General features: G+C 74.2%; 10 protein-coding genes. 3 read left to right on the top strand and 7 right to left on the bottom strand.

Annotation, left to right across the window (positions count from 1 at the left end; all coding sequences use genetic code 11):
• Positions 1-118 precede the first annotated feature (118 nt).
• Positions 119-1,021 (top strand): HAD family hydrolase, encoded by a 903-nt coding sequence (locus ACOJUF_RS01565; protein WP_420120107.1) that lies wholly within the window; start codon positions 119-121, stop codon positions 1,019-1,021.
• Between the two features lie 168 nt (positions 1,022-1,189).
• Here the strand turns inward: ACOJUF_RS01565 and ACOJUF_RS01570 are convergent, their stop codons facing one another.
• The 5 genes from ACOJUF_RS01570 to ACOJUF_RS01590 all read right to left on the bottom strand — a co-directional run bounded on the left by ACOJUF_RS01570 (position 1,190) and on the right by ACOJUF_RS01590 (position 5,237).
• A complete protein-coding gene (locus ACOJUF_RS01570; RefSeq protein ID WP_420120108.1) occupies positions 1,190-2,308 on the bottom strand; it encodes a 1-acyl-sn-glycerol-3-phosphate acyltransferase in 1,119 nt (372 codons plus the stop codon).
• Complete coding sequence (locus ACOJUF_RS01575; protein ID WP_420120109.1) at positions 2,305-3,519, bottom strand: NAD-dependent epimerase/dehydratase family protein; 1,215 nt, start codon at positions 3,517-3,519, stop codon at positions 2,305-2,307. Before ACOJUF_RS01575 ends, ACOJUF_RS01570 begins: the two co-directional genes overlap by 4 nt.
• A gap of 102 nt (positions 3,520-3,621) precedes the next feature.
• Positions 3,622-3,723 (bottom strand): 30S ribosomal protein bS22, encoded by a 102-nt coding sequence (locus tag ACOJUF_RS01580; RefSeq protein WP_015746237.1) that lies wholly within the window; start codon positions 3,721-3,723, stop codon positions 3,622-3,624.
• Between the two features lie 222 nt (positions 3,724-3,945).
• Positions 3,946-4,119 carry a helix-turn-helix domain-containing protein gene (locus tag ACOJUF_RS01585; protein ID WP_217180750.1) on the bottom strand — a complete coding sequence of 58 codons (174 nt, stop codon included), beginning with the start codon at positions 4,117-4,119 and terminating at the stop codon, positions 3,946-3,948.
• Between the two features lie 614 nt (positions 4,120-4,733).
• Positions 4,734-5,237, bottom strand: coding sequence for a hypothetical protein (locus ACOJUF_RS01590; RefSeq protein WP_420120110.1), 504 nt, complete (start codon positions 5,235-5,237; stop codon positions 4,734-4,736).
• Between the two features lie 257 nt (positions 5,238-5,494).
• On the opposite strand from ACOJUF_RS01590, the gene ACOJUF_RS01595 reads away from it, so the two are divergent.
• Together ACOJUF_RS01595 and ACOJUF_RS01600 are read left to right on the top strand one after the other, a co-directional pair.
• Positions 5,495-7,150, top strand: coding sequence for an ABC-F family ATP-binding cassette domain-containing protein (locus ACOJUF_RS01595; RefSeq protein ID WP_420120111.1), 1,656 nt, complete (start codon positions 5,495-5,497; stop codon positions 7,148-7,150).
• Positions 7,151-7,250: 100 nt separating this feature from the next.
• A complete protein-coding gene (locus tag ACOJUF_RS01600) occupies positions 7,251-8,843 on the top strand; it encodes an HAL/PAL/TAL family ammonia-lyase (RefSeq protein ID WP_420120112.1) in 1,593 nt (530 codons plus the stop codon).
• Positions 8,844-9,090: 247 nt separating this feature from the next.
• Here ACOJUF_RS01600 and proC read toward each other — a convergent pair whose 3' ends face one another.
• Both proC and ACOJUF_RS01610 read right to left on the bottom strand, forming a co-directional pair.
• Positions 9,091-9,903 carry a pyrroline-5-carboxylate reductase gene (gene proC / locus ACOJUF_RS01605; protein ID WP_420120113.1) on the bottom strand — a complete coding sequence of 271 codons (813 nt, stop codon included), beginning with the start codon at positions 9,901-9,903 and terminating at the stop codon, positions 9,091-9,093.
• Between the two features lie 30 nt (positions 9,904-9,933).
• Complete coding sequence (locus ACOJUF_RS01610; RefSeq protein WP_420120114.1) at positions 9,934-10,704, bottom strand: TetR/AcrR family transcriptional regulator; 771 nt, start codon at positions 10,702-10,704, stop codon at positions 9,934-9,936.
• Positions 10,705-10,944: the final 240 nt, after the last annotated feature.

A 10,944-nucleotide genomic window follows, 5' to 3' on the forward strand; every position in this document is an offset into this window, starting at 1 on the left:
GCGTTCGGCGACGGCCGCGCCCACGCGCCGCCGGCGGACAACTAGTCTTGGCCGACGGTAGGGAACGAATGCGCGCCGCCGGCCGAGGACCGATCGGCCACGGCAGGGGAGGTCACGGGTGCGGAAGCGAAAGGCGTTCGACGATCAGGCGTCGGCCGCCGAGATCGCCGGGGCCGCCTCGGCCGAGGCCGCCTACCTCGCCGTCCACGAGGAGGAGGAGCATCTCCCGCCGGGCACCGATCTGACGGCGGCCGCCTTCTTCGACGTCGACAACACGATGATGCAGGGCGCGTCGATCTTCCATTTCGCCCGCGGTCTGGTCGCCCGCAACTTCTTCACCACCGGCGACCTGCTGCGGTTCGCGTTGTTGCAGATCAAGTTCCGGCTGGTCGGCGAGGACGCCGCGGACACCTCCCGCGCCCGGGAGGGCGCGCTGGCGTTCGTGGCCGGGCGGCAGGTGTCCGAGATCGTCGATCTGGGCGAGGAGATCTACGACGAGCTGATGGCCGACCGGATCTACCCGCGCACCCGGGAGCTGGCCCAGCGGCACCTGGACGCCGGCCAGCGGGTCTGGCTGGTGACCGCGACCCCGGTCGAACTGGCCCAGATCATCGGCCGGCGGCTGGGGCTGACCGGGGCCCTGGGCACGGTGGCCGAGACCGATGACGGTGTCTACACCGGCCGGCTGTTCGGCGAGATGCTGCACGGGCAGGCGAAGGCCGCCGCGGTCCGCGCCCTGGCCGCCCGGGAGGGTCTGGACCTGCGACGGTGCACCGCCTACTCGGACTCGGTGAACGACGTACCGATGCTGTCCGTGGTGGGCACCGCGGTCGCGATCAATCCCGACGGCGCCCTGCGCGACATCGCCCGGGCCCGCGGCTGGCAGATCAAGGACTTCCGGACCGGGCGCAAGGCGGCCAAGATCTGGGTGCCGGGCGCCCTGGGTGCGGTGCTGGCCGGCATCGCCACCCTGATGTGGCGGTCCCTGCGGCGCCGGGCCCGCCGCGCGCTGGCCGCCTGACCGCGACGCCGCCGCCCGGTGGGCCGCCGTCCGTCAGCCGGCGGGTCGAGCGAAGACCACCACCCGCTCAGCGAGCCACCGTCTTCGCTCGGCGCGGACGACGCGGGCGCGAGCCACTCGCAGGTCGCGAGCCGACCGCTATCGCAGGACCCGGACCGGCCGCGCCCGTCAGCCCAGGAAGGGGTGGCCGCGCCGCAGGAGCAACCGGTACAGCGTCTGCTGGATCGTCTCCCGGACCCGGTCGGTGATGTTGAAGACGACCATCGGGTCGTCCGCGGCGTTGTCGCCGAATCCGGTGGTCGGGATCGGTTCGCCGAACTCGATGATCCACTTGCTGGGCAGCGGGACGGCGCCGAGCGGGCCGAGCAGCGGGAAGGTCGGGGTGACCGGGAAGTACGGGAACCCCAGCGCCCGGGCCAGCGGCTTGAGGTTGCCGATCAGCGGGTAGATCTCCTCGGCGCCGACGATCGAGACCGGGATGATCGGCACACCGGTCTTCATCGCGGCGGTGACGAACCCGCCCCGGCCGAACCGCTGCAGCCGGTAACGCTGGGAGTAGGGCTTGCCGACACCCTTGAAGCCCTCCGGGAATACGGCGACCAGCTCCCCGGTGGACAGCAGCCGCTCGGCATCCGGGTTGCAGGCCAGCGTGTTGCCCATCTTGCGGGCGATCGGGCCCATGAACGGGGTCTGGAAGACCAGATCCGCACCGAGCATCCGCAGCGGCCGGTGCATCGGGTGATGCTCGCGGACGGCGACCGCGGTCATCAGGGCGTCGACCGCGATGGTGCCCGAGTGGTTGGCCACCAGCAGGGCCCCGCCGGCGTCCGGGATGTTCTCCAGGCCGACGGTCTCGATGCGGAACCATTTGTCGTACAGCAGCTTCAGCGGCGGCACGACGACGTGGTCGGTGAAGTCGGCGTCGTAACCGAAGTCGTCGACCTCGTACTCGCCGGTCATCCGCCGGCGCAGGAACGCCAGCGATTCGGCCAGGCCGCGGCGCCACCCGGTCTCGGTGGTCGCCACCGGCTCGCCGCCCGCGGCGACTCCCGCCGGGCTCGCACCCGTCTCGGCCGGCGGGGTCAGGGCGGCCGGCGACCCGTCGGCCGGTCGCGGGGCGTCGCCCGGCTCCCGTCCCCGGCGCCCCACGGGCGCATCGGTGCCGGCCACTGCGGTTCCTCCGTCCGTCGCGGTCTGTTCCTGCTGCTCGGGCGCTCCACCGAGCCGATCCGGCGCCGGCTCGCCGGCGGCCACGGCCCGGGGCCGCACCCGGTCCCGGTCGCTCATCGGGTCCGCCGGCGCCGGGGTTGACCCCCGGCGTGACCGTCGATCCCGACCAGTCGGGGCCGCCCGGCCGGACCGGCCGGGTCGCCGGCCGTGGCGTCGTCACCGGTGGGGCGCTGCGCCAGCAGGTCCTCCGTCACCGATCCGGACGCCCGGACCGGATCCAGGGCCGGGGTGTCGGGCAGCGGCCGGACGCCCAGCGTCCCGGCCACCCGGACCTCGACCCCCCGGACGACCTGGGGTGTCACCACCGGCCGCAGGTGTGCGGCGAAGTCGTCGAACGCCTCCATGGTGGTGAACCGCGGCGTGTAGCGCACCCGTTCCCGCAACCGGGTGGTGTCCATCACCCGCCCCGCGGACAGCGCCTTGACCTGGTTCGGGGAGAACCCGCCCAGGTGCACGGTGCGCATCACGCGGGACAGCGGGTCGAGCCCGATGGACGGCACGGGCAACGGGATGCGTCCGGCCCGGTGGATCGCCTGGGCCAGCGTCATCGTGCCGTCACCGGCGGCGTTGACGGTCCCGGCGAAGTCGCCCAGGGCCAGGTGTTCCAGCAGGCCGATCGCGTCCTGCTCGTGCACGAACTGCAGGCGGGCGTCGCGGCCCAACACCATCGGCACCGCCGGCGTGAGGCCGAAGTACCGGGTCAGCGGGGTCACCACGGTCGGCCCGACGATCTCGGCGAACCGTGGGACCGCGATCCGGACGTCCGGCCGCCGGCGGCCGAAGCCGCGGACGTAGGCCTCGATGTCGATGGCGTCCCGGCCCGGCCCGGAGGGCACGGAGCGGGCCGACATCTCCTCGGTGAAGATCGCCGGGTCACGCGAGGAGGCGCCGTAGACCGCCCCGGTGGAGCGGACGATCAGGTTCCGGACGCTCTCCGACCGCTGGCAGGCGGCCAGCAGTTGCATGGTGCCCAGGACGTTCATTTCCTTGGCCATCGTCCGGGCCGCGGACGACGCCGGCGTCGACGAGGCCGACGCGTGGACCACGGTGTCGACCCCGGCCGCCTCGATCACCCGGGCCACCAGAGGGTTGCGGATGTCGACCCGGGCGAAGTCGGCCGCGCCCATCCGCGCCCGCGCCGCCGGTTCCGGCAGCGCGGCGTCGACCCCGATCACCCGGTCGACGGCCGGATGGTCCGCCAGCCGACCGGCCAGGCACGATCCGATGACCCTGGTCACCCCGGTGACCAGGACGATCAGTCCCGCCATCGACCTGCCACCTCTGCTGATTCTCCCGGCCCGATGTTGCCCGACGCCGCCCCCGGCCGGCCGCCCACGGACCGTCAGGTCCGCCCGGCCGGCCGGTGGCGACTACTTACCGGCCTTGCGGCGCGCCACCCGGGTCTTGCGCAGCAGCTTGCGGTGCTTCTTCTTGGCCATCCGCTTGCGACGCTTCTTGATGACAGAACCCATTGACGACTTCTCCCGGTGCGCGGCCGTCGCGGTCCATGGGCCGCATCGACGCATGATCTGGCACGGGCGGCACCCGGCCGCCCGCCGGCTCGGCGAATGCCGAGCCCGGGCCATCCTACCGGCCGGTACCGGCGCTCGAGACCGGCCGGTCCCGGCGCGGAGGCGACCGGACCACGGCCCGGATCGCTGCCGGCCCTGGCCCGATCCGACCGGACGCGGCCGTCAGCCGACGTCGTTGAAAGCGGTGCGCAGGTAGTCGTGCACGGCGCGTTCGGGCACCCGGAACGACCGGCCGACCCGCACCGCGGGCAACTCGCCCGAGTGGACCAGGCGGTACACCGTCATCCGGGACACACGCATCAGCGTGGCCACCTCGGCGACGGTCAGGAAACGCATCTCGGATAGCTTGCCGTCCCGAGGCGTCGGCTCCCTCGGGGGTCGGTCGTCTCGTGCGGGCATCGGACACCGTCTTCCGGCACGTTTCGCGCCACCGGCTTCCCCTCCGGTGGACACCCAACGTACGTGCTCTGTGAACTCTAGCGTGACTGGTGGGATCCGCGCGACGGTCAGTTTTTCCCGGGCCGCCCGGATCTCACGGTGCGTCATCACCGATCCGGGTGAGTGGCCCGGACGCCGGGTCACCCGGACGCCCGGGATCCGGCCCCGCGGCCGGCCACCGGGCCACCGGTCGCCTGAACCACCTGCATCAGACGAGTCGGACCGCCTGGATCAGGTGCCGACGGCGGCCGGCCGATAGCGTCGTTCCTGACAGCACGACCAGCACGACCAGCACGACCAGCACGACAGGCGGCCCCGGCCCACGCCGGCAGCACCGGGCCCGCCGGTCATCGGGACGCGGGCGGGGCGGCCAATGCCTGGCCCGCCCGCCGCGGCCCGATGGACCACCGCAAAGCGCGGCCACCGATGCCCGATGGCCGCGCTGCCGGCTGTCCCCCGCCGCTGCCGTCCGAATCCCATCGTCGGCCGGGTACCGGCCGGGCGCCGCTCGGTCAGGCGGGGTTCACCAGCCGGATCAGCAGCTCCGTCGCCGCCGTACCGGCCACCGCCCACGTCGCGCAGCCCAGCACGGCCCACCGGGCGAGCGCGGAGCGGGGCGGATCGAGGGCGATGCCCACCGCCGGCACCAGCCAGCGGCTCGTCACCGGGGCCAGCACGGCGACACCCCGGTAGCCCAGCCGGTCGAGCACCGTCGAGCCCCGGGTCAGCAGGACCGCGGCCCGGGCGCCGGCCCGGTCCCCGGCCGAGCGCCGCCACCAGCGGGCCACCCGCGGGCCGTGCCGCACCCCCTGGCGCACCCGCCGGGCCAGCTGGTCCGGAACCCGCTCGGCCACCACCGGCAGCAGGACGAGCACGAACGCGGCGCTGCCCAGGAAGACCCCGACCGCGGTGAGGGCCGGGTCCAGGCCGAGCGCCGGCCCCAGCGGGACGGTCAGCACCCCGAACGCGAAGGCGGCGAGCACCAGCACGGTGAAGGCGAGCACGCTGGGGTCCACCCGACCGATCCTCGCCCGGCCGCCCGGCGTGGCCGGTGCGACGCGCGGACCGACCCGGTCGGTTCCGATCCGGCGGGATGCCGGCCCGGGCGGCGCGGGCGGCGCGGGCGGCGTATTTCCCTTGCCCCCACTCCGCGGGCTCCGTACCGTTGGTCGCATCATGGATCGCTGATCTCGTCCGTCCCGCGTCCGCGGCCGACGCCCCCAGGGGGCCACCGGCCCGGCGGGATCGTCCGACCCGATCGCGAATCCACCTGATGTCACCCACCTCTGCCCTGCGTCCGCTGCCCGTCCCGACCCCGGACGCCGGCCCGAACGCTCCCGTCCGGATCGTGGCCGACGACCTGACCCTGTCCCACGGCAACCGGACGGTGCTGGACGGGGTCGACCTGGCGGCCGGGCCCGGCCGCCGGATCGGCGTCATCGGCGAGAACGGGACCGGCAAATCGACGCTGCTGCGCGTGCTGGCCGGCACGGCGCGGCCCGACCGGGGATCGGTCCGGATCACCGGCTCTATCGGACTTCTCGCGCAGGAGCCGGCGTTGGACGGCACCGTGCGGCAGGTCATGACCGGTGCTCTGGCGCCCCTGCACGAGGCCGTCGCCGACATCGAACGGCTCAGCGCCCGGATGGTGTGCGACCCGTCCGCCGCCGACGAGTTGGCCGACCGCCTCGAGTGGGCGACGGCGCACGACGCCTGGGACGCCGACCGCCGCGCCGCGATCGTGCTGGACGCGTTGGGCCTGTCGGCGATCGACCCGGATCGGCCCGCCCACCGGCTGTCCGGCGGCGAGCGCACCCGAGTGGCCCTGGCCGCGCTGCTCGTCGCTCGCCCGGACTGCCTGCTGCTGGACGAGCCCACCAACCATCTCGACGCCGCCGGCCTGGACCTGCTGGAATCACAGCTGCTCTCGCTGCCGGGCGTGGTCATCGCGGCCAGCCACGACCGCGCGTTCCTCGACCGGGTGTGCACCGATCTGCTCGATCTGGACCCGCAGATGTCCCCCGGCGAGCGGCGCTTCTCCTCGTCGTTCACCCGCTATCTCGAGCACCGCGCCGCCGCGCGGCGGCGCTGGGAGCAGACCTACGCCGAGCAGCAGGACCGGATCGCCGCGCTGCGCCAGGACTCGCGGATGGGCACCGACCGGATCGCGCCGGACCGGGGACCGCGGGACAACGACAAGTTCATCCACCACTTCAAGGGGGCCCGGGTCGAGCGAACCCACGCCCGCCGGGTTCGCCTGGCCGAACGCCGGCTGGCCGAGGCCGAGCGGTCGGCCGTGCCGGCCCCACCGGTTCGGCTCTCCTTCACCGGCGCGCTCACCGCGACCGCCCGCGATCGGGGCGCGGACCAGGACGTGGTGCGGGTGCGCGGGCTGCGGATCGCCGGCCGGGTGACAGTCGACGAGCTGGCCCTGCCGGCCGGCGGCCGGCTGCTGCTGACCGGCGCGAACGGGTCCGGCAAGTCCAGCCTGCTGCTGGCCCTGGCCGGCCGGTTGGGCCCCGCGGACGGCGCGGTGCGGGTGCACGCCGACCGGATCGGGCTGCTCGAGCAGGACGTTGCGTTCGCCGACCCGGAGCTGACCGCCCGCGCCACGTTCGGCCGGGCGGTGGGGCAACCGGACGACGAGGCGTCCCTGCTCGTCGACGTCGGCCTGCTGCGGCGGACCGACCTGGACACCCCGGTCGGGGGGCTCAGCGTCGGCCAGCGGCGGCGGCTGGGATTGGGTCTGCTGGTGGCCCGGCCGCCCGACCTGCTGCTGCTGGACGAACCCACCAACCACCTCTCGCTCACCCTGGCCGCCGACCTGGAGGAGGCGCTGGGCGCGGCGCCCGGCACGGTGATCGTGGCCAGCCACGACCGCTGGCTGCGCGGGCGGTGGACGGGTGCGGAGTACCGGATGGCCGGCTGACCCCGGGGGCCGGTCCGGGTGGCCGGTCCGGGCGGCCGGTCCGGGTGGCCGGTCCGGGTGGCCGGTCCGGGTGGCCGGCTCTGGTGGCAGGCTCGGGGCCATGAGCTCGCCCGTCAGCCTCGAGCCGATCGTGCTGGGATCGGATCCGACCTCGATCGCCGACATCGCGGCGATCGCCCACGGGGCGCCCGTCGTGCTCGACGAGCGCGCGGTGCGGGCGATCGACCGCACCCACCGGCTGCTGCCGACGGTGCTGCGATCCGGGTCGCCGGTCTACGGCCTCAACACCGGGGTCGGCGACCTCTACACCACGGTGCCGGATTCCCGGGATCCCGCCGCCGTCCAGCTGCAGATGCTGCGCAGCCACGCCAGCGGGGTGGGCGATCCGCACGACGAGGCGGCGGTCCGGGCGATCATGGCCTGCACCATCCGCTCGCTGGCCCGGGGTTACAGCGGGGTCAGCGTCCGGCTGGTGCAGACGCTCGTCGACATGCTCAACCGGGGGGTCGTGCCGTACGCCCCGTCCCAGGGTTCGGTCGGGTACCTGACCGCGACCGCGCACATCGGGCTGGCGGTCTTCGGCGAGGGCCAGGCCTGGTACCGGGGTGACCTGCTGGCCGGCGCGGAGGCGCTGCGCCGGGCCGGGATCGCCGGCCAGGAACCGGGTCTGCGCGAGGGGCTGGCCCTGATCAGCGGAACGTTCGAGATCAGCGGCATCGGCGCGCTGGCCGTCAACAAGGTGCAGACCCTGATCGACGTCGCCGACGTCGCCGGGGCGATGAGCGTGGAGGCGTTGCGCGGCAACACCCGGGGCTTCGACGCCCGGCTGCAGGCCCTGCGGCCGCACCCCGGTCAGGTGCTGACCGCCCGCCGCTTGCGGGCGCTGCTGGCCGGCAGCGAGATCGTCGAGACCTACCGTCGGCATCGCCTGCAGGACCCGTTGAGCCTGCGCTGCATCCCCCAGGTGCACGGCGCCGTCCGGGACTGCCTGGCCTACGTCGCCGGCGTCGTCGAGTGCGAGATCAACTCCGTCACCGACAATCCCGTCTTCGTGACGATCGACGGGCCGGACGGGCCCGAGCTGCAGGCTCTCTCCGGCGGCAACGGGCACGGCGCCCCGATCGCCACGGCGCTGGACTGTCTGGCCATTGCCACCGCGGAGCTGAGCACGATGTCCCAGGCGCGGTCGGATCGGCTGACCAACAGCCACCTCTCGGAGCTGCCGCCGTTCCTGGTCGCCGGATCCGGCGCGGGCTCCGGCTTCATGATCCCGCCGTACGTGGCCGCCGCGTTGGCGGCGGAGAACCGGGCGCACGCCGCCCCGGCGACCGTGCACACCGTCTCCACCTGCGCCGGCCAGGAGGACCACGTCAGCATGGGCACCACCGCGGCGATCAAGGCCCGCCGGGCGGCCTGGAACGCCGGTCACATCCTGGCCGTCGAACTGCTGTGCGCGGCCCAGGCGCTGGACTTCCATGCGCCGCTGCGTCCGGGGGTCGGCACCGGCGCCGCCCATGCCGCGATCCGCCGGCTGGTGCCGACCCGGGTGGCCGACGACCCGATCGGCCCCGACCTGGAGGCCGTCCGCGCCCTGGTGCAGGACGGCACCCTGGCCGGCCTGGTCGACGCCCGGCTCGACCCGGATGCGCTGGGCCCGGCCGCGGACGCCCTCGCGGCGGCGCCGGCCGGCTGACCCACCCGCTCCGCCCCGGCGAGCCCGTCGGCCGCGCCGAACCGAGGCCAGGCCCGCCCGTTGCGCTGATCCAAGGCCCAAGGAAAGCGACACAACGGACGCGAATCTGGGACTTTGATCAGCGCAGTCGGATCAGCACAGCCGGACCAGAACAGCCGGATCGGCATGCCCGATGAGCCCACTCTGATCAGCACAGCACGAGCCGACCGGACCGAAGGTCAGCGACCGAGCGCCGGACGATGGGCGGTCAGCTCGCGTCGTGGGCCTTGCCGAGCTCGGCCGAGCGGAGGGCGGCGGCCTCGATGGCACTGAGCAGCGCGGCCCGCACCCGGTGGTTCTCCAGTTCGCGGATGGCCGCGATGGTGGTGCCCCCCGGGGAGGTGACGGCCTCGCGCAGGGCCACCGGGTGCTCCCCCGAATCGCGCAGCATGGTGGCCGCGCCCACCGCGGACTGGATGATCAGCTCCGTCGAGACGGCGCGCGGCAGGCCGAGCAGGATGCCGGCGTCGATCATCGCCTCGACCAGGAAGAAGAAGTACGCCGGACCGGACCCCGAGAGCGCGGTGACCGCGTCCTGCTGCGCCTCCGGCACCCGCACCACCTTGCCCACCGTGGAGAGCAGGTCCTCCACCAGCTGCAGGTGGTCCGGCCCGGCGTGCGAGCCGGCGGAGATGGCGCTCATGGCCTCGCCGACCAGCATCGGCGTGTTCGGCATCACCCGGACCACCGGCGTCCCGGCCGGCAGGTGTCGTTCGTACAGCGACGTCGGCAGGCCGGCGCAGAGGGAGACCACCAGGGTGCCGGGGGTGATGGCGCCGGCCAGCGTCTGCAGCAGCGGGTCGATGTCCTGCGGCTTGACCGCCACGATCAGCACGTCGGCCAGCGCGGCCGCCTCGTCGGTCTCGACCCCGCGGACGCCGTACCGCTGGGTCAACTCCTGCACGCGATCCGGATAGCGCTCGGTGAACATGAGCGAATCGGGCAAGCGCCCCGCCCCGATGAGCCCGGCCAGCATGGCCTCACCGATCTTGCCCGCGCCGAGGATGGCGATCGTCGTCATGGCGAACAGGGTGCCACGGCCGGCCGGGCGTCAGCGATCGGGCCGCCGGCCCGCCAGCAGGCGCTCGACGCCGTCCAGGATGCGGTCCAACCCGAAGTCCAGGGACGCGGCCGGGTCGCCGGCGCTGTTGAGCTGCTCGCCGACCGCCCGTCCCACCCGCCCGGAGACGGGGAAGGCGGCCGGGTCCATCACCGCGGCCAGGGCCGGCTCGACGGCCCGCCACCACTGCTCGTCGTCCTCGCCACCACCGGACCGGTCGGCGGTCAGCGCCGCCTGCCAGCGGGCCAGGCCCTGCACGTGCATCAGCACCGTCGTCAGGACGCCGTCCATTTCGGCGTCGGTCAGCCCGATCCGGTCCAGCGGCCGCAGCTCGGACTCGTACTTTCGGCTGATGTGCGGACCGAGAATTGGTCGGCCCTGCGGGATCTGCAGCAGCCACGGGTGGCGGGCGAACAGCTCCCAGTTGCGCCGGGCGATCAGCCGCAGGGCCGACCGCCAGTCGGGCTGCCGGGCGGGCTCGTCGGGGTCGGGATAGGTCCGGCCGGTCACGGTGTCGATCAGCAGGGCGACCAGCGCAGGCTTGCCGGGGACGTGGGTGTAGATCGACATCGTGCCGGCCCCGAGCCGGTCGGCGACCGCCCGCATGGACAGGGCCTCGATACCACCGGCGTCGGCCAGCTCCTCGGCCGCCTGCACGATCGCCCGCACGGTCAGGCCGGACCGGCCGGGCCGGTCCTGCGGACCCCACAGCAGGGCCAGCGTCCTGACCGGGTCGTCCGCGGCGACCCTCTTCTCCGGCATCACGTCATTGTCCGTCCGGCCCGACACCGTCGCGGACCGCGGTCCACCGGACCGATCGGGGCTGTCCCGTACATAGTACGGTACAGTGTACGGAATGAACGACGACCGCCGCTCCCCCGCCCTTGCGATCGAGGTGCGCGACCTGCGCAAGCACTACCCGGGTCCGGCCGGGCCGGCCGGACCGGCCGGCGTCCACGGCAGCGACCAGCAGGTCGAGCGGGGCACCGTCCACGCCCACCT

The organism is Nakamurella sp. (assembly GCF_048594475.1).
In the GTDB taxonomy this organism is placed as follows: domain Bacteria; phylum Actinomycetota; class Actinomycetes; order Mycobacteriales; family Nakamurellaceae; genus Nakamurella.

Coding starts and splice junctions, on each gene's coding strand:
- ACOJUF_RS01595 (WP_420120111.1), top strand. CDS start 5,495: ATGTCACCCACCTCTGCCCTGCGTCCGCTGCCCGTCCCGACCCCGGAC.
- ACOJUF_RS01580 (WP_015746237.1), bottom strand. CDS start 3,723: ATGGGTTCTGTCATCAAGAAGCGTCGCAAGCGGATGGCCAAGAAGAAG.
- proC (WP_420120113.1), bottom strand. CDS start 9,903: ATGACGACGATCGCCATCCTCGGCGCGGGCAAGATCGGTGAGGCCATG.
- ACOJUF_RS01600 (WP_420120112.1), top strand. CDS start 7,251: ATGAGCTCGCCCGTCAGCCTCGAGCCGATCGTGCTGGGATCGGATCCG.
- ACOJUF_RS01570 (WP_420120108.1), bottom strand. CDS start 2,308: ATGAGCGACCGGGACCGGGTGCGGCCCCGGGCCGTGGCCGCCGGCGAG.
- ACOJUF_RS01585 (WP_217180750.1), bottom strand. CDS start 4,119: ATGCGTTTCCTGACCGTCGCCGAGGTGGCCACGCTGATGCGTGTGTCC.
- ACOJUF_RS01610 (WP_420120114.1), bottom strand. CDS start 10,704: ATGCCGGAGAAGAGGGTCGCCGCGGACGACCCGGTCAGGACGCTGGCC.
- ACOJUF_RS01575 (WP_420120109.1), bottom strand. CDS start 3,519: ATGGCGGGACTGATCGTCCTGGTCACCGGGGTGACCAGGGTCATCGGA.